Genomic DNA, 17793 nt, shown 5'->3' with positions numbered 1-17793 from the left:
ACCATGGACCCCAGACAGGAACTCGTCTCCTACCTGCACCGCCGGCTCGTCGGTCCTGCCTCCGGGGAACACGAGCTGCTCGAAGCGCCACCCGACCGCGAGTACCTCATGGGCACGCTGTATCCGCAGGAGGCTGACCTGCAACGGCAGTTGGACCTCGCAGCGGAGCAGCTCGACGGCGCCGGTACGGAGGGCGGCGCCGTAGACACGGCGCCCGCGGCGGACCCGGTGCCCGAGTCCAACTCCTGGCTGCCGTCCTCGCTCGGCCTCAGCTTCTACACCGACGCCACGACCATCGACGTCCGCTGTGCCGGCGCCCGCTACAAGACTCTCGCCGCCACCGGTGAGCGGGGCCGCCGCTGGGAACGCGTCCCCCTGCCCGAGGAGACCCACGCGCTCGGACCCGACCGGGACCACGTCCCCGTGCTCGACGGACGTGCCGAAATCCGCATCCGCAGGCGCGCCTTCGGCTCCGGACAGCTCGTCACCGTAGCCCTGGTCAACACGGCCCACCACGAACAGGCGCTCGGCAAGGCCGCGCAATGGGACCGGATGCTCTTCCAGGTCGAACTGGAAGTGCGGCCCGCGGACGGCGATGTCCTGCCCTACCCGAGCGTGCGGCTGGCCAGCCGTGACCTGGAGGAACAGGAACTACGTCTCCAGTACCGGCACGTCCGCACACATGCCGTTGGCCATGGGTGCGCGGTCGAGGAACGGTATGCCTCGCACGACGAGCGCGGCGAGCGGGCGGTAGTGGCTCTGAAGGCCGCCGTCATGCCGGAGGCCGAGGTGAGCGGTGTACGGGCTGCCGGCTTCACCGGATCCCCCGTACTGAACGTGCTCCACCTCGCCGATCCCGCTGTGCCCCTCGCCCAACTTCACGAGGAACTGGCGGAGTTCGCTGCCGACTACCGGGCCTGGTACGTGGGACAGCTGAACACCGAGGTCCCTGCGTGGGGTCGAGAGGCCGCCGACCGAGTCCTGGCCCGCATCAACGCCGCCGTCACCCGGATCGAGTCCGGCGTCCGTACTCTCTGTGATCCGGCGCGGCCCGAGCTGCTGCACGCCTTCCGTACCGCGAACCGTGCCATGGCCCTCCAGATGCGGCACTCCGCCCGCGATCAGGCAGGTGAACGCCGCGCCCGCCGCGAAGCGATGCTCCTCGACCCGGAGCCGAGCCCGGATGCCGTATGGCGGCCGTTCCAGCTTGCGTTCTTCCTGCTCGCCCTGGACGGCGTGGCCGACCCCCGGCACCGCGACCGGGCGACAGCCGACCTGATCTGGTTCCCGACCGGCGGAGGTAAGACGGAGGCCTATCTCCTGCTGGCCGCGTTCGCCATGGTGCTCCGCCGGGGTGAGGAGGGCGGTGGGGGCACCGCGGTGCTGAGCCGCTACACCCTGAGTCTGCTCACCACCCAGCAGTTCCAACGCGCAGCCACCACGATCTGCGCTCTGGAGACACTGCGCCGCGCCGAGCCTGCGCCCTACGGGGACGAGCCCTTTTCCATCGGCCTGTGGGTGGGCGAGGCCACCTCCCCGAACTCGTACGAGAAAGCACGCGCGGCCTTCGACGACGTGCGCGGTGCCGCCCGGCCCGACGACGTCTTCATCCTCGACCGCTGCCCGTGGTGTGGCACACGCATCATGCCTGCCCACAAGTCGCCCGACATCGGGGACTACGGAGTACGCGCCACCGCCGACTCATTCACCTTCTACTGCCCGCGCGAGGAGTGCGCCTTCCACGACGAGCTGCCTGTCGCCGTCGTCGACGAGCAGCTGTACGACCGGCCGCCCACCTTCATCCTGGGCACCGTGGACAAGTTCGCCCGGCTCGCATGGGAACCGCGCTCGGGACGCCTGTTCGGCGCGGGCAGCGGGAACCTGCCGCCGTCCCTCGTCATCCAGGACGAGCTGCACCTGCTCACCGGCCCGCTCGGCACCACCGTCGGCCTGTACGAGGCGGCAGTGCTCGGACTGTGCACCAACCGCGACGGCATCGGACCCAAGGTCGTGGCGTCCACGGCGACGATCCGCCGCTCCGGCGAGCAGATCCGCGCCCTCTACGGCAGCGGCGCCCAGCTCTTCCCGCCCGCCGGACTCGACGCCAGGCACTCCTACTTCGCCGAACCCGACACCTCCCGGCCCGGCCGCCGCTACCTCGGCGTCATGGCCCAGGGACACACCGCGGGCCGCGCCGCCGTCGCCACTGCCGCGGCGATGCTCCAGGGTGCCTACGAACTTCCAGAGGAACACCGAGACGCCTACTGGACGCTGGTCGCCTACCACCACAGCCTCCGCGAACTCGGCCGTACGGTCACGGCCGCGGCCGACGACATTCCCGCACAGCTCACGGGGCTGGATTCAGGGTCGGGAATCAGGGAACTGGCGGACCATCAGGTACAGGAACTCACCAGCAACCTGCCGCGCGCCGAACAGCCCGTTCTCCTCGACCGGCTCGAAAAGCCCTGGACCGACCCGCAGTCGGTGTCGTTCCTGCCCTGCACCAACATGCTGTCCGTCGGCATCGACGTGAAGCGGCTCGCGCTGATGCTCATGCAGGGGCAGCCCAAGACGACGGCCGAATACATCCAGGCCACGAGCCGGGTCGGCCGGCATATAGTGCCCGGTCTCGTCGTCACCTTCTTCAACGCCACCCGCCCCAGGGATCGTTCGCACTACGAGACCTTCGACGTGTACCACCGCTCCCTCTACCGGCACGTCGAACCGACCAGCGTCACCCCCTGGTCCGTCCCCTCACGTCGGCGCGCCCTGCACGCCGCGCTCGTCATCCTCGTACGCCACCGCCTCGGCCTCGCCGCCGAGAACCAGGCCGGGCACATCCTCGACCGGCTACCCGAAGTGGAAGCCCTCGCCGGTGAGCTGGCGGAGCGGGCCGCCGCCGGTGAACCGTATGCCGCCGACGCCGTACGCAAGGAAATCGAGGAACTCCTCGCCGACTGGGAGGACGCCGCGCGCGAGGCCCGCAAGGACGGCCGCGAGCTGTACTACCGGAGCCAGGGCAAGGGACAGTCCAACCTGATCAAGAGCTTCGAGCAGCGCTACGGCCTTTGGGAGACACCGAACTCCATGCGCAACGTCGACCGGGAATGCCAGGTGACGGTGAAGGGAGCCGACCTGTGAGCCGCACACTCCGAGTACGCCAGTCGCAGACTGTTCTGCCGTTCGGTGTCGGGGCCGTCTTCGACATCCAGGGCGAGTCGTTCGTCGCCACCGGTATCGGCGACTGGCCGCAGAAGGCCAAACAGCGCGTCGAGTCCCCCCGGCTCGCGGGCCGGCTCGGCGTCACCGGCTTCTACGCCGCGCCCCCCACGGCCAACGACCGCTTCGACACCCCCGACGCTCCCGGAGCTCCCTACATCCGCTTCCCGTCCTGGCTGTTCTGCGGGGCCTGCCGCCGTATGAAGCGGTGGCGCATCGCCGACGAAAAGCCGGGACAGCCGCCCCGCTGCCCGTCCTGCTCACCCGGCCGCACCCTCGCCCCCATGCGGTTCGTCCAGATCTGCGCGGCCGGCCACCTCAGCGACGTCGACTGGTGGTTCTGGGCTCACTCGCGGCGAGAAGCAGGCGAACGGCGGCAGTGCGGCGAACGCGAGAAACTCCGCTTCCTCGTGTCCGAGCGCGCCTCCGGCCTCGAGGCGCTCTCCGTCACCTGCACGGCCAAGGGGTGCGGGGCCTCCCGCGACCTGCTCGACATCCTCGGCACGCACGGCATGCGCTGCTCGGGACGCAACCCCTGGCAGCGGGCCAACGAGGCCACGGAGTGCGTCGTGCCCGTACAGATCGTGCAGCGCACGGCGGGCAACCTGTACTACCCGCTAGTGCACTCGGCGCTCGACATCCCCGAGTCGGACGCGCCCGCGTCGCAGGGAGACGAAGAACTCGCCGGACGCATACGCGAGCACGACCTGTGGGTGTCGCTCTGCCGGGTCACCGGCACCCCGCGCGCCGACGTCTTCCGCACGATGATCCAGGAGGACACCGGCGCCGACGACCAGCTCCTCGACGCCCTGCTCGCCGAGGAGATCGGGCAGCCCCTGCCCGTCGTTTCGTCCGACCCGGCCACGGCGCCCGCCCGCCCCGACCTCAGCCGCGAGGAGTGGGCCGCCTTCACCGCGCCGACCCCGCCCGCCACCCGGGACTTCGCACTGCGCGAGACCACCCTCGGACTCGGGCAGGAGACCGCCGAACCCTGGGCCGGCCTGCACCGCCGCATCGGCCGTATCGTGCTCGCCGACCGATTGCGCGAGGTACGCGCACTGTCCGGCTTCAGCCGGGTCTCCCCGGACGCGGCCCTCGTCCCCGCCGACACCGCCCGGCGCCTCAAATGGCTCCCGGCCGTCGAAGTCTTCGGAGAGGGCATCCTCCTCACCCTCGACAAGGACGAACTCACCGCATGGGAAGGCGACCCAGAGGTGCGCCGGCGCGTCGCGGGCATGCGCGCCGACTTCGACCGCTCCTTCCAGAAGGATCGGCTCCAAGCCCTGACCGGGGAAGAACTCTCCCCGCGCTTCGTCCTCCTGCACACCCTCGCCCACCTGCTGATCCGCCAGCTCTCCTTCGAATCTGGCTACACGACGGCCAGCCTGCGCGAACGCGTCTACGCACGCCCCGAACAGGACCAGTACGGCATCCTCGTCTACACCGCCGCGGGAGACGCCGAAGGCACTCTCGGCGGGCTCGTGCAGCAGGGCGAACCGCCGCGCCTCGCCGAGACCCTGCTGCGGATGACCGAAGCCGCCGCCTGGTGCTCCGCCGACCCCCTCTGCGCCGAACACACCGGCCAGGGCTTCGGCAACCTCAATCGCGCGGCCTGCCACGCCTGCGCCCTACTGCCCGAGACGAGCTGCGAGACCGGCAACACCCTCCTCGACCGCGCTCTCGTCGTCGGCGGCGGACAGGTACCCGGCTACCTGGAGTCGATCGTCACGGCCGCCCGGAGCGCCGCGGTGGATGCCCTGGAGGAGATGTGACCCTGACCTACCTCGACCTCGTACCGGAACAGCGCTCCTGCCTCGACGGCCTCCCCTTCGACGGCAATCACCTGATCAGCGGTCCGCCCGGCAGCGGCAAGAGCCTCCTGGCGGTCCAGCGGGCCATCATGCTCGCCCTCACCGGAACTCCGGCAGTCCTGTTGACCCGGTCCAATCTGCTCCGCCAGTCACTGGCCGCGACCGTACACGCGCTCGGCCCGGCGGACCGCAGCGTGCGCGTGGCGACCGCACACGCGTGGCTCACCGAGTGGTACGGCGGACAGCCCCCGCGCGGCACGGACGGCTGGTTCGACTGGCCCGCCTTCTACGACCGTGCCGTGGAGACCGGCCCGGTGCCCGGACTCACCCTGGTCGTCGACGAAGGCCAGGACCTGCCCCCGGAGTTCTATCGCCTCTGCCGTCTGCTCGGAGCCCGAACGACGGTGTTCGCGGACGAGTGCCAGCGGCTGACCGACGCCAACTCCACGCTCGCCGAGATCGCCGAGCGGTTGGGCCGCTGTACACGTCTCGCACTTGACGGCAACCATCGAAACACACGCCAGATCGCGTCCTTCGCCGCCCGCTTCAACACGGGGACCGGTCTGCCTGCCCTCCCACAACGCGAAGGGCCGCCCCCGCGATTGCACCGTCTGCCGCACGGCGGCGCAGCCGACCTGCTGATCCTTCTGGCGCAGAGGCACCCGCAGCAGAGCATCGGCGTGATCGTGAACTCCACCGAAACCCAGTTCTCACTGCTCGGCAGTCTGGAGCGCAGATCACCCCGGCTCAAACCACAGCTGTACACCTCCCGGGCCCGAGCGGCACAAGGCCGTTACCGCACGCTGGACCTCGGCCGCCCGGGGATCGTGCTCGTCCACCGGGCGAGTGCCAAAGGGCTGGGCTTCGACACCGTCGTCATCCCCGACACGCATACAGATGCGGCGGTCGATCCCACCTCGGCCGCCCTGCGCATGACGTATTACGTTCTGGCGACCCGGGCACGACGTGAACTCCATCTGGCATACGAGGGAGAAACGGAGCCACCTCTGTGCGCGCAGGTGGGGCCCGGTGACCTGCTGCGAGGATGACGAAGGCTTTGGAGGCGTGCCGTCGGTTTCGCAACAGGCCGAGCTGCCGCCCGTGGTAACGAACCACCACCAAGCGGGTTCCCAGCAAAACGTGCTGGCCGGGGCGACGCTTCCGAGGCGGGGCGAACTGCGGGTTATGGCCCGTTGGATTCGAGTAGAGGGGACATCCACCGTGCTGGTAATGGGTGTCGGCTGCTCACGTTGGATCACGGCCCGGATACTGCCGTCGTGATCGGCGGCGGACCTGACCGCCGGACGCTGTCGCATGCAGGCTGGGCCCAGTGCCGTTCCGCCGAAATGGGACCCGATGTAAGAGTCTCTGACCGGTACCAGAACAGCAGCCGGGAAGCCGGTCGGGAAACGGGCGGTTGGAGTGAGGAAACGTCTGATCTGCTAGGTCATCGGGAAAGTCAGCCATGGAGCAGCGTGAGCTATCAAAGGCCTGGGGAGGCTGACCGAATATTTGAATCGATGTAGCCTGCGGAGACCGCCCTTGACCTGCAAAAAGCGGGCAGGGAGCAGGGAAAACGGGAGCTTCTCCATGTTTCGCACCATGTTCAAGTCCAAGGTCTAGCGCTCGGTCATCTGTGCAGTTCAGAGGCGTGGCGGGGCCACTCTGGTCAGCAAACGGTCAGCATGAGACGCGGAGATGTCCCAGCTTGCTGACCCCGTGACTGCACTCGTACGCGATCCGGGAGAGCTCCTGGACGAGTGGGAAGCAGACCGTGTCAGCCGAGGAACCAGCACCTCACAGGCTCGCTTGCTCATGGTGTCCGGCGCGGTCGTCGTCCTCGGCGATGCCGCGGTCGGCGGGCTGCGGTCACTCAGCGGTCCGTTCCGCGAGCTGCTCGGCCGCGGTCGCATTGCCCCCGTCGGCGAGGCGTCGTAGCTCATCCAAGTGGTCCTCTTCGGTGGCAAGTTCGATCAGCTCGTCAATGGCTGTGGCGTTGCCGCCGTCCGAAAGGCGGCGGAGTTCCGCGAGATCGCCTTGCTCCCCGGCGAGTTGGATGAGTTCGTCGGTCGCGTCGGCGTTGCCTGCGTCCGCGAGGCGGCGCAGCTCGCTCATGTCGCCGAGTTCGGTGGCGAGCCCGATCAGCTCGTTGACCGCGTAGCGGTCGCCGTGCTCTGCTCGCTCTCGTAGAGCGGCCAGGGCGGACTGGTCGGTCGGGTCGTGGTCGGTCATCGTGGGCGACCTCTCGGTGTGGGCTATTTCCGGGGGCCGGTCAGGTGTCCCGAGGCGCGCAACTCCTCGCGGTGTGCCTCCCACTCGTCGACCAACCGGGGCAGGCGCTCGGCGAGGAACTCGGCCGGCGCGACCATCTCCTCCAGCGGGGCGCGGCGCTCCGGCGAGGCGTCGGCGAGGAGCGCTAGGTATTGCCCTGAGAGGTTGGGGACGCGGCTGGCGGGTGGGTTTGCCTGCGAGCGCGGTGTGTCCGCGGTGGTGATTGTAGGTATGCAGCCAGTCGGGGAATGCTTCGCGCCGTTCGGCTTCTGAGCGGTAGGGGCGGGCGTAGGCCCCCTCGTCCAGCAGGGTGCGGTTGGGGTGCGTTATTTGTGTCATCTCAGCCGCTGATCAGGACAGCCCGGACGCCCTCAGGACCGCTCGCGTGGTCTCGTCGTCGATCCGGTGGCCGAGCTGTTCCAGGATGTCCGCGCCTTGGCGGAGCGTGCCGCGTTCGACGGAGCGGTGGACGCCGGTGTCGAGTTCGTGCCAGATCAGGGGGTTGGCGGTGAGGACGCGGGGGTCGAGTTCCAGGCGCCCGCCGTGGGTGTCGCACAGGGCGAGGTGTGAGGACACGCAGCCGTACTGCCGTACGGCCACCAGCGCGTCCGTACGCACCATGTGCCTGCGCCAAAGGGTGCGCACCGCCAGCCAGCCGGGGCCCGCGGTCACCCGGTTCGGGAGCAGGATGGCGAAGAGGGTGGCGGACAAGGTCAGCCACAGCAGAGCTCGCAGGAGCGTCAGGCTGCCCGCGTCCCAGTCCACGAGCAGGGAAAGGGCACAGAACACCAGGGCGCAGGTCGCCGCCAGCCGGGCGCTGCCGCGCCAGTGGCGGTCGCCGGTCGGGGCCCGCGGGTCCATCTGTGTCATGTCGCTGACGCTAGGCGGCTGTGCGGGGCCCTGCGACTGTCGCTGACGGGGTTCTGACGGCGTACGGGCGAATTCTGACGGGATCCTGACGCGGGTGCCGGATTCAGCCGGTGTGGACGCGGGGACGGCGGGCGCGGTCCGGTTCCGCTTCGCGCAGGACCTCTCGGGTGACCGGGGCGACCTCGCCCTGGCCGAAGAGGAAGAAGCGCAGGAAGTTGGCGAAGGGGCCGCCCTCGGTCCACTCGAAGTAGATGTGCGGGATGCAGCCCGTCTCGTCGCGGACGTGGAGGAGCAGCGCGGCGAGAGCGTTGGGGATGGAGGAGGACTCCAGGGTCAGCACGCGGTAGCGGTTGTGCAGGACCTCGCCGCGCACCGTCAGGCCCGCCTCGAACTCGGAGGGGTCGGTGACCGTCACCTCGACGAAAACGAAGTCCTCCTGCTCCGGCATGTCGTTGTCGGCCCGGATCTGCTCGATCTTGTCGCGGTATTCGGCCTTGTCGCGCTGGTCGGGTTCGTTGGCGATGAAGCGGATACGGCGGTGGGACATGTCCCGCACGAATCGTTCCGCCATGTCGTCCAGCGTCACGCTCGTCACGCGGAGCTCGAAGGCGCGGGCCAGGCGGGAGAGCAGGGATACCAGGATGATGCCGGCGATGAAGCAGGCGCCGATCTTGACGCCGTCGGGACGTTCGATGACGTTCGCGACGGTGACGTAGAGGAACACCGCCGAGATGACGGCGAAGCCGATCGTCCAGCCCCGCTGCCCGGCCTTGCGGGCGGCGATGGTCACGGCGATCGCCGCCGAGCTGATGAGCACCAGCACGCCGGTGGCGTACGCGCCGCCCTGCGCGTCCACGTCGGCGTCGAAGATCCATGTGACGAGGAAGCCGATGAGCGTGAAGACGATGACCATCGGGCGGACGGCCCGTGCCCAGTGCGGGGCCATGCCGTAGCGGGGCAGGTAGCGCGGCATCAGGTTCAGCAGGCCGGCCATCGCCGAGGCGCCCGCGAACCACAGGATCGCGATCGTCGACACGTCGTAGACCGTGCCGAAGGCGTTGCCCAGGTATTCGTGGGCCAGGTAGGCGAGGGCGCGTCCGTTGGCCTGGCCGCCGGACTCGAACTCCTTCTCCGGGATGAGGAGGGTGGTGATGAAGCTGGTGGCGATCAGGAAGACGCTCATGATGAGCGCGGCGGCCGTCAGCAGTTTCTTGGTGTCGCGGATACGGCCCCGGGGGTGCTCCTCGGTGTCGCCGTCGTCGCCCTTCACGTGCGGCATGACCGCGACGCCGGTCTCGAAGCCGGACAGGCCGAGCGCCAGCTTGGGGAAGACCAGCAGGGCCACGCCGACCATGGCGAAGACGTTGCCGTGCTCGGCGGTCAGCGCGCTGGACCAGTCGGTGATCACGTGGCCGGCGGTGGCGACGTGCCCTACGCCGACGGCGACGACCACGACGTTCAGTGCGAGATAGACGCCTACCAGGGCGACCGCGACGCCGATCGCCTCCAGGAAGCCCTTGAGGAACACCGCACCGAGCAGGGCGACCAGGATCAGGGTGATCAGCAGCTGCTTGCCGTGCAGGCTTTCGGTCAGGTGCGGGTTCTCGACCAGGTGGGTCGAGGCGTCGGCCGCCGAGAGCGTGATGGTGATCAGGAAGTCGGTGGCGGCGAAGCCCAGCAGTGTCAGGACGAACAGCTTGCCCTGCCAGAAGGACAGCAGCCGCTCCAGCATCGAGATCGAGCCCTCGCCGTGCGGACTCTCCTCGGCCACGCGCCGGTAGACCGGCAGGGCGCCGGCCAGGGTGACTATGACGAGCACGATGGTCGCGATGGGGGAGAGCAGGCCGGCCGCGAGGGCGGCGATGCCCGGCTGGTAGCCGAGGGTGGAGAAGTAGTCGACGCCGGTCAGGCACATCACCCGGTACCAGGGCTGGCCCTTGTGCGGGGGCTCGGGCTCGGCGTGCGGGCCCGTGTGGCCGCCGGCCTTGCCCATGTCGGACAGGCCCTGAAGCATCCACGTCCGCAGACGGCTCGGCGGCGGGTGTTCGGTGGTGGCCATCGGCGTGCTCTCCCGGTGTGCGGCTCAGCGTGGGGCTTCGGCCATCACGCGGACGGCGGCACCAGCGTATGCAGAGAGTGACGCGAGGGCCGAGGGATGGATCACACACCGGCGTCAAGCTTGCGTTAAGACCGGCCGTGGGAACGCCGGGCACATCAAGGAGTGGCTGGTTCGGTTGTGGGGGCGAGGGGTGGGCCGTATGGAGGGAGCGACCGCACCGGCCTCAACGCCGCGCGTGGCGGATCTTCAGCCGTCCGTAGCCCATGCTCCCGGAGATCCGGATCGTCGGCGGCCCGCCGGGGCCGGATCGCCGTGGGGGCTTGTAGCGCGTGTCCTTCCACCCGGTGTACAGATCCGCGTACTCGACGACCGCGTCGCGAGGCACGGTGATCTTTGCCCTGCCGGTGCCGAGCTGCAGCTCGATGTCGACCACCGGATGTTCGATGACCGCCCGGGACAAGTCCAGGTGCACCCTGCCGTACGCGGACTCGACCTTGAGGATCCGAGGGACCCGCCACATGCCGCCGCGCTTGATCCGTCCGCCGGCGGCGGCGATCGTGGACGTGGTGCCCGCGTTCTCTGCCGGAAGCGCGGGAAGCGCCGGGAGCGAGGCCAGGGCCGACGCGAGCTCGCTGTCCGTCCTGGCGGTGAGCGCCTGGTGGAGGCGCTCGTCCAGTTCCTCATGCGACAGGTGCCCTTCGGCGTACGCCTCCTGCAGGCGCTGCACGGCCGTGTCGCGATGGTCTTCGCTGAGCAGTGACGGCGAGTTTTCCGGCAAGGAAGTCACGTTTTCACTCTACTGCCGAGCCGGTGACGCGCGAGCGCCGTCAAAGTCGCGTCAATCCGGCCTGAGAAACCATCAGGAGAGCGTCAACATCGGCCACGGGTGGCCTGATTCAGTCACAGACTGATCGGCATCGGGGGCGGGTGACCGCCCGTGGCGTGACGTTGGGGGACCGTGACGATCACGGCTCAGACGCGGTCATCTGCCGGCTGCGCTTCCGCCTGCCGTAAGAGCCCGCTGCGAGAGCCGCCGTAAGAGTCCCGTCAAAGGTGCGGCGACTGCCGTAAGGGAGTCGTCAACGGCCGACCGATTCCGGCCAGGTGCGGGGTTTCCTCCATCTGTCCGCTTCTCTTCCGAACCTCTTCTAGTTCCAGGAGTTCGTGATGGCCGATCTGGCCTTCGTCGTCACCACCATCGCGGTGTTCGTGCTGGTGGCCTTCGTCGCCAAGGGGGTGGCCAAGCTGTGACCGCCGAGAACATTGTCGGCCTGATCGTGGCCGTCGCCCTGCTGGGCTATCTCGTCCTCGCCCTGATCTTCCCGGAGAGGTTCTGAGACACGTCATGGGTCCGGTACTCGCCGGCGTGCTCCAGCTGCTCGCACTCATAGCGGCCCTGGGTCTCGCCTACGTCCCCCTCGGCAACTACATGGCCAGGGTCTACTCCTCCGACAAGCACTGGCGCGTCGAGAAGTGGATCTACAAGGGCATCGGTGCCAACCCGGACACCGAGATGCGCTGGCCCGCGTACCTGCGCGGCGTCCTCGCCTTCTCGGCGGTCGGTGTCCTCTTCCTCTACCTGCTGCAGCGGTTGCAGGGCGTGCTGCCCGGTTCGCTGGGCTTCAAGGCGATCGACCCGGACCAGGCGTTCAACACCGCCGCGTCCTTCGTCACGAACACCAACTGGCAGTCGTACTACGGCGAGCAGGCCATGGGCCACGTCGTACAGACGGCCGGTCTGGCGGTGCAGAACTTCGTGTCGGCCGCGGTCGGTATCGCCGTGGCGGTGGCGCTGGTACGGGGCTTCGCCCGCTCCCGCACCGGCGAGCTGGGCAACTTCTGGTCGGACATGCTGCGCGGTGTCACCCGCATCCTGCTGCCGCTCTCCGTCGTCGCCGCGATCGTCCTGGTCGCCTGCGGTGCCATCCAGAACTTCTCCGGCATTCATGAGGTCGGCCAATTCTTCAATGGGCACAGCATGGGCGGCAGCCAGCAGTGGAACGGCGGCGCGGTCGCCTCGCAGGAGGCCATCAAGGAGATCGGCACCAACGGCGGCGGTTACTTCAACGCGAACTCCGCCCATCCCTTCGAGAACCCGACCCCGTTCACGAACCTCTTCGAGATCTTCCTGTTGCTGGTCATCCCGTTCGCGCTGACCCGCACGTTCGGCATCATGGTGGGCTCCATCAAGCAGGGCTACGCGATCCTCGCGACCATGGGCACCATCTGGGTCGGCTTCATCGCGCTGATGATGTGGACCGAGTTCGCGCACCACGGTCCGGCGCTCCAGATCGCCGGGGGCGCGATGGAGGGCAAGGAGACCCGCATCGGGGTCGGCGCCTCGTCGATCTTCGCGGTGTCGACGACGCTCACCTCGACCGGCGCGGTGGACTCCTTCCACTCCTCGTTCACCGGTCTCGGCGGCGGCATCACCATGCTCGGCATGCAGCTCGGCGAGATCGCGCCGGGCGGCACCGGCTCCGGCCTCTACGGCATGCTGATCATGGCGATCATCGCGGTGTTCATCGCCGGCCTGATGGTCGGCCGCACGCCCGAGTACCTGGGCAAGAAGATCGGCACCCGCGAGATCAAACTGGCGGCCTGCTACATCCTCATCACCCCGGCCCTGGTGCTCATCTTCACCGCCGCCGCGATGGCCCTGCCCACTCCGGGCAACTCCATGACCAACAGCGGCGCGCACGGCTTCTCCGAGATCCTTTACGCCTACAGCTCGGCCGCGAACAACAACGGCTCGGCCTTCGCCGGTCTGAACGCCGACACCCAGTGGTTCAACACCACGCTGGGGCTGGCCATGGTGCTGGGCCGCTTCCTGCCGATGGTGTTCGTGCTGGCCCTGGCCGGCTCGCTCGCCGAGCAGAAGCCGGTCCCGGCCACCGCGGGCACCCTGCGCACCGAGAAGCCCCTGTTCACCGGCCTGTTGGTGGGCGCGATCCTGATCATCACCGGCCTGACCTATTTCCCCGCCCTAGCGCTGGGACCGCTCGCCGAGGGGCTGGCGTCATGACCACCGACGTAACGAAGCAAGAGGACGCGATGTCCACAGCCACCCCCACCCGGGCACCCCACCAGGACGTCCCGACCGGTCACAAGGAGAGCCGGGTCGGCGCGGGCCTCTTCGACCCCAAGCAACTGGTGAAGTCGCTTCCGGACGCCTTCCGCAAGCTCGACCCGCGGGTGATGGTCAAGTCGCCCGTGATGTTCGTGGTGCTCGTCGGCTCGGTGCTGACCACCGTGTTCTCCTTCAAGGACCCGGGTGACTGGTTCGGCTGGACCATCAGCGCCTGGCTGTGGCTGACCGTCGTCTTCGCCAACCTGGCGGAGGCGGTCGCCGAGGGCCGCGGCAAGGCGCAGGCCGACACCCTGCGCAAGGCCAAGACCGACACCGTCGCCCGGCGGCTCGTCGGGGACCGCGAGGAGCAGGTGCCCGGCACCGAACTGCGCGTCGGCGACCTGGTCGTCTGCGAGGCGGGCGACGTCATCCCCGGCGACGGTGACGTCGTCGAGGGCGTCGCTTCGGTCGACGAGTCCGCCATCACCGGAGAGTCGGCACCGGTCATCCGGGAGTCGGGCGGCGACCGCTCGGCCGTCACCGGCGGCACCAAGGTCCTCTCCGACCGCATCGTCATCAAGATCACGACGAAGCCGGGCGAGACCTTCATCGACCGCATGATCGCCCTGGTCGAGGGCGCGGCCCGGCAGAAGACGCCGAACGAGATCGCGCTGAACATCCTGCTCGCGTCGCTCACGATCGTCTTCCTGCTGGCGGTCGCCACGCTGCCGCCGTTCGCGGACTACGCGGGCACGCACCTGACGATGGTCGTGCTGGTGGCGCTGCTGGTCTGCCTCATCCCGACCACCATCGGCGCCCTCCTCTCCGCGATCGGCATCGCCGGCATGGACCGCCTGGTGCAGAGGAACGTCCTGGCCATGTCCGGCCGGGCCGTCGAGGCCGCCGGAGACGTCTCGACCCTGCTGCTCGACAAGACCGGCACCATCACGCTCGGCAACCGTCAGGCGTCGGAGTTCGTGCCGGTGAGCGGCACCGCCGAGCTCGAACTCGCCGACGCCGCCCAGCTCTCCTCACTGGCCGACGAGACGCCCGAGGGCCGCTCCATCGTCGTACTGGCGAAGGAGAAGTACGCACTGCGCGAACGCGACCAGGGCGAACTCACCGGCGCCGAGTGGATCGCCTTCACCGCCCAGACCCGGATGTCGGGCGTGGACGTCGACGGGCGCAAGATCCGCAAGGGCGCGGCCGGATCAGTCGTCGCCTGGGTTCGGCAGCAGGGCGGCGAGGTGTCCGAGGACGCCGGCGCGCTCACCGACCGGATCTCCGAGGCGGGCGGTACGCCGCTGCTCGTGGCTGTCGAAGACACCGAAGGCGCACGGGTGTTGGGCGTCATCCACCTCAAGGACGTCGTCAAGGACGGCATGCGGGATCGGTTCGACGAGCTGCGCCGGATGGGCATCAAGACCGTCATGATCACGGGCGACAACCCGCTGACGGCGAAGGCCATCGCGGAAGAGGCCGGCGTCGACGACTTCCTCGCGGAGGCCACCCCCGAGGACAAGATGGCCCTCATCAAGCGGGAGCAGGCGGGCGGCAAGCTCGTCGCGATGACGGGCGACGGCACGAACGACGCCCCGGCCCTCGCCCAGGCCGACGTCGGCGTCGCGATGAACACGGGCACGTCGGCCGCCAAGGAGGCCGGCAACATGGTCGACCTCGACTCCAACCCGACCAAGCTCATCGAGATCGTCGAGATCGGCAAGCAACTCCTCATCACCCGGGGCGCGCTCACGACGTTCTCCATCGCCAACGACGTCGCCAAGTACTTCGCGATCATTCCGGCGTTGTTCGCGGCCGTCTACCCGGGCCTGGACAAGCTCAACATCATGGGCCTGTCCTCGCCGGACTCAGCGATCCTCTCCGCGGTCATCTTCAACGCGCTGATCATCATCGCGCTGGTCCCGCTCTCCCTGAAGGGCGTGCAGTACCGGCCGGTGAGCGCGGACAGGATGCTCCGCCGCAACCTGACGATCTACGGCATCGGCGGCCTGATCGCCCCCTTCATCGGCATCAAGCTCATCGATCTGCTCATCTCCCTCATCCCCGGGCTGTAATTTTTTGAAAGCGTGCTGAAGGCCATGAACAACTCCGTAACCAATACCGTCCGGTTGCTCGGGGCGGGCCTGCGCGCCCTCCTCGTGCTGACCCTGGTGACCGGCGTCATCTACCCACTGGTCGTCACTGGCATCGCCCAGGCCCTGTTCAACGACAAGGCGAACGGCTCGGAGGTCAAGGCGGACGGCAAGGTCGTCGGCTCCTCGCTCATCGGTCAGTCGTACGACCTCCCGCTGAAGAAGGGCCAGGAGACCCCGGATCCCGACCTGAAGTGGTTCCAGGGCCGCCCGCAGAACGGGCTCGGCACCAACAGCGTCAACACCCAGTACAGCCTGATCCTGTCCGGCGCCACCAACCGGTCCGCCGACAACAAGGACCTGATCGACTGGGTGACCGCCGCCAAGGCGGCCGTCGTCAAGGACAACTCGACAGCCGACTACAAGGTCAGCCCCTCCGACGTCCCCGCCGACGCCGTCACCTCCTCCGGCTCCGGCCTGGACCCGGACATCTCCCCGCAGTACGCGGACATCCAGGTCCACCGGATCGCGGAGAAGAACGGGCTGTCCGTGGCCCAGGTGGAAAAACTGGTCGACGACCACACCGAGAGCCGCACCCTCGGCTTCATCGGGGAGCCCCGGGTGAACGTCCTGGAACTCAACATCGCGCTCAAGGAACTCCTGGCGAAGAGCTGATGGCGTTATCCGCCCGAGCGGGGGTCGGCGGCCGGTGACAGCACCGGTGCCGCCGGCTCCCGCCGTCATAAAGCCGGTACGGCCCGACGACGTACGACAGGAAGGCGCACGCCCATGACACGAGTGCTGGTGGTGGAGGACGACCCGCAGCTCGTACGGGCCCTCATCATCAATCTCCAGGCACGCCGGTACGGGGTCGACGCGGCCCCCGACGGCGCCACCGCGCTCCGGCTCGCGGCCGCCCGTCAGCCCGACGTGGTGATGCTCGACCTCGGGCTGCCGGACATGGACGGCGTCGACGTCATCAAGGGCCTGCGTGGCTGGACCCGCGTACCGATCCTGGTGCTGTCCGCCCGACAGGCGTCCGACGAGAAGGTCGCCGCCCTCGACGCGGGCGCCGACGACTACATCACCAAGCCGTTCAGCATGAACGAGCTCCTGGCCCGGCTGCGGGCGGCAGTCCGCCGCACCGAGGAGGTGCCACTCGCCCCTGGGACCACGCTCGTCGAGACGGACGACTTCACCATCGACCTGCTGGCCAAGAAGGTGAACAGAGGCGGTGGCGACGTCCGGCTCACGCCCACCGAGTGGCATCTGCTGGAAATCCTGGTCACCAGCCCGGGGCGGCTGGTCTCCCAGAAGCACCTGCTCCAGGAGGTCTGGGGCGTCTCCCAGAGCAACAAGACCAACTACCTGCGGGTCTACATGGCCCAGTTGCGGCGCAAACTGGAAACAGATCCCGCGCATCCCCGCTACCTCATCACGGAGCCCGGCATGGGCTACCGCTTCGAAGGGTGAACATGGCACGCGGCAAGCTCCGGATCTATCTCGGCGCGGCACCGGGCGTCGGCAAGACCTACGCCATGCTGTCCGAGGCGCACCGCCGGGTGGAGCGGGGTACCGACTGTGTGGTCGCCTTCGTGGAGCACCACCACCGGCCGCGCACCGAGGTGATGCTGCACCACAATCACTGCGCCTGGCCGGAATGGAGTGTGACCGCGTGGCGGAGGGCGTTCCGGCATGCCTGGATGGCGGGGTGCCGGCTGCTGCCGCGGCGTACCACGGTGAAGATGCGGCGTGTGCGCCGGCCGTGGGGGAGCTGGCGCAGGGTGACGGTCGGGGGCTGCCCGCTCCAGACGAGGCCGGGCAGGAAAGCCGCGGCGTGTTTCTGCTCGACGAGGCGCTGATGGAGCAGGAGGTCGGTGGTCTCGAACCGTACGTCGGGTTCGAAGCCGGCGTTGCGGCACAGCGTCATGGCCCAGTGCCGGGCGGCTGTGCCTTCGGGTTCCATCACCCAGGGGTGGTCGGCGAGTGAGCGGAGCGCCGCCGTCGGGCCGTCGGCGTCCCTTGCGTCGGCCGGCTGCGGCATGGCGAGGTGCAAGGGGTCGTCGAGCAGGACTTCCTGTTCGAGTTCGGCGGGCCGCGAGTTGGGATTGCCCGGGTATTCCTCGGCGAGGACGAGGTCGAAGTCGCGTGCTTGCAGGGCAGGCAGGGACTGCTCCGGCTCCATGTGCGTGACGTGGACGCGCAGGTGGGGGTGCTGGTCACGCAGCAGGCCGAGCGCGGTCGGGACGAGGGCCAGGGCGGCCGTCTGGAACGAGGCGACGCGCAGGGTGCCGGTCACGTCGGACAGGGAGGCGGCGATGTCCGCCTCCGCGCGCTCCAGGCGTTCGAGAACCGCTTCGGTGTGGGAGACGAGGATCTCGGCCTGCGCGGTCAGCCTCA

At 68.8% G+C, this 17793-nt stretch carries 13 protein-coding genes and 2 pseudogenes; 9 read left to right on the top strand and 6 right to left on the bottom strand.

The genetic code is table 11. From position 1 onward, the window contains the following. Window positions 1-3 precede the first annotated feature (3 nt). Genes ACFYWX_RS39450 through ACFYWX_RS39440 form a run of 3 tightly spaced genes read left to right on the top strand, consistent with a single transcriptional unit; the run spans window position 4 to window position 6079 of the window. Entirely contained in the window at window positions 4-3141 is a 3138-nt protein-coding gene (locus ACFYWX_RS39450) for a helicase-related protein (RefSeq protein WP_389429870.1), read from the top strand. Further along, the gene (drmB, locus tag ACFYWX_RS39445) at window positions 3138-4991 is read left to right on the top strand and encodes a DrmB family protein (protein ID WP_389429869.1); all 1854 of its coding nucleotides are present in this window, start codon (window positions 3138-3140) and stop codon (window positions 4989-4991) included. Before ACFYWX_RS39450 ends, drmB begins: the two co-directional genes overlap by 4 nt. After that, window positions 4988-6079, top strand: coding sequence for a DNA helicase (locus ACFYWX_RS39440; RefSeq protein ID WP_389429867.1), 1092 nt, complete (start codon window positions 4988-4990; stop codon window positions 6077-6079). The genes drmB and ACFYWX_RS39440 overlap by 4 nt, the downstream gene beginning before the upstream one ends. Before the next feature lie 820 nt (window positions 6080-6899). On the opposite strand, the gene ACFYWX_RS39435 is transcribed toward ACFYWX_RS39440, so the two are convergent. The 5 genes and pseudogenes from ACFYWX_RS39435 to ACFYWX_RS39415 all read right to left on the bottom strand — a co-directional run bounded on the left by ACFYWX_RS39435 (window position 6900) and on the right by ACFYWX_RS39415 (window position 11017). After that, a complete protein-coding gene (locus tag ACFYWX_RS39435) occupies window positions 6900-7262 on the bottom strand; it encodes a hypothetical protein (protein WP_389429866.1) in 363 nt (120 codons plus the stop codon). 188 nt (window positions 7263-7450) lie between these two features. Further along, window positions 7451-7619: pseudogene (locus ACFYWX_RS39430) on the bottom strand (integrase core domain-containing protein); the annotation flags it as partial. 33 nt (window positions 7620-7652) lie between these two features. Next, the gene (locus ACFYWX_RS39425) at window positions 7653-8171 is read right to left on the bottom strand and encodes a hypothetical protein (protein WP_389429864.1); all 519 of its coding nucleotides are present in this window, start codon (window positions 8169-8171) and stop codon (window positions 7653-7655) included. Between the two features lie 103 nt (window positions 8172-8274). Then, window positions 8275-10230: an amino acid transporter gene (locus ACFYWX_RS39420; protein ID WP_389429863.1), complete on the bottom strand. Its 1956-nt coding sequence runs from the start codon at window positions 10228-10230 to the stop codon at window positions 8275-8277. Window positions 10231-10453: 223 nt separating this feature from the next. After that, window positions 10454-11017 carry a DUF1707 domain-containing protein gene (locus ACFYWX_RS39415; RefSeq protein WP_389429862.1) on the bottom strand — a complete coding sequence of 188 codons (564 nt, stop codon included), beginning with the start codon at window positions 11015-11017 and terminating at the stop codon, window positions 10454-10456. A gap of 460 nt (window positions 11018-11477) precedes the next feature. Between ACFYWX_RS39415 and kdpF the strand changes: the two genes are divergently transcribed. The 6 genes and pseudogenes from kdpF to ACFYWX_RS39385 form a co-directional block, all read left to right on the top strand. Then, on the top strand, window positions 11478-11567 hold the full coding sequence (gene kdpF, locus ACFYWX_RS39410; protein WP_037659531.1) for a K(+)-transporting ATPase subunit F: 90 nt from the start codon (window positions 11478-11480) through the stop codon (window positions 11565-11567). Between the two features lie 8 nt (window positions 11568-11575). Beyond that, on the top strand, window positions 11576-13255 hold the full coding sequence (kdpA, locus tag ACFYWX_RS39405; protein ID WP_389429861.1) for a potassium-transporting ATPase subunit KdpA: 1680 nt from the start codon (window positions 11576-11578) through the stop codon (window positions 13253-13255). Further along, window positions 13252-15375, top strand: coding sequence for a potassium-transporting ATPase subunit KdpB (kdpB, locus tag ACFYWX_RS39400; protein ID WP_389429859.1), 2124 nt, complete (start codon window positions 13252-13254; stop codon window positions 15373-15375). The genes kdpA and kdpB overlap by 4 nt, the downstream gene beginning before the upstream one ends. A gap of 24 nt (window positions 15376-15399) precedes the next feature. Next, on the top strand, window positions 15400-16068 hold the full coding sequence (locus ACFYWX_RS39395; RefSeq protein ID WP_389429857.1) for a potassium-transporting ATPase subunit C: 669 nt from the start codon (window positions 15400-15402) through the stop codon (window positions 16066-16068). A gap of 114 nt (window positions 16069-16182) precedes the next feature. Then, window positions 16183-16866: a response regulator gene (locus ACFYWX_RS39390; RefSeq protein WP_389429856.1), complete on the top strand. Its 684-nt coding sequence runs from the start codon at window positions 16183-16185 to the stop codon at window positions 16864-16866. 2 nt (window positions 16867-16868) lie between these two features. Beyond that, a pseudogene (locus ACFYWX_RS39385) lies at window positions 16869-17030 on the top strand (sensor histidine kinase KdpD); the annotation flags it as partial. Window positions 17031-17035: 5 nt separating this feature from the next. Here ACFYWX_RS39385 and ACFYWX_RS39380 read toward each other — a convergent pair. Then, the coding region (locus tag ACFYWX_RS39380) for a LysR substrate-binding domain-containing protein (RefSeq protein WP_389429855.1) at window positions 17036-17793 on the bottom strand (758 nt) is incomplete at its 5' end.

The organism is Streptomyces sp. NPDC002888 (genome assembly GCF_042888465.1).
Taxonomy (GTDB): domain Bacteria; phylum Actinomycetota; class Actinomycetes; order Streptomycetales; family Streptomycetaceae; genus Streptomyces.
Note: the sequence above shows the minus strand (reverse complement) of the source record. Positions and strands in the feature narration are given on the sequence as shown.

Bases quoted from the DNA above. Each gene is read 5' to 3' on its own strand.
- ACFYWX_RS39450 (WP_389429870.1), top strand. From the start codon at position 4: ATGGACCCCAGACAGGAACTCGTCTCCTACCTGCACCGCCGGCTCGTC.
- ACFYWX_RS39435 (WP_389429866.1), bottom strand. From the start codon at position 7,262: ATGACCGACCACGACCCGACCGACCAGTCCGCCCTGGCCGCTCTACGA.
- ACFYWX_RS39425 (WP_389429864.1), bottom strand. From the start codon at position 8,171: ATGACACAGATGGACCCGCGGGCCCCGACCGGCGACCGCCACTGGCGC.
- ACFYWX_RS39420 (WP_389429863.1), bottom strand. From the start codon at position 10,230: ATGGCCACCACCGAACACCCGCCGCCGAGCCGTCTGCGGACGTGGATG.
- kdpA (WP_389429861.1), top strand. From the start codon at position 11,576: ATGGGTCCGGTACTCGCCGGCGTGCTCCAGCTGCTCGCACTCATAGCG.
- kdpB (WP_389429859.1), top strand. From the start codon at position 13,252: ATGACCACCGACGTAACGAAGCAAGAGGACGCGATGTCCACAGCCACC.
- ACFYWX_RS39395 (WP_389429857.1), top strand. From the start codon at position 15,400: ATGAACAACTCCGTAACCAATACCGTCCGGTTGCTCGGGGCGGGCCTG.
- ACFYWX_RS39390 (WP_389429856.1), top strand. From the start codon at position 16,183: ATGACACGAGTGCTGGTGGTGGAGGACGACCCGCAGCTCGTACGGGCC.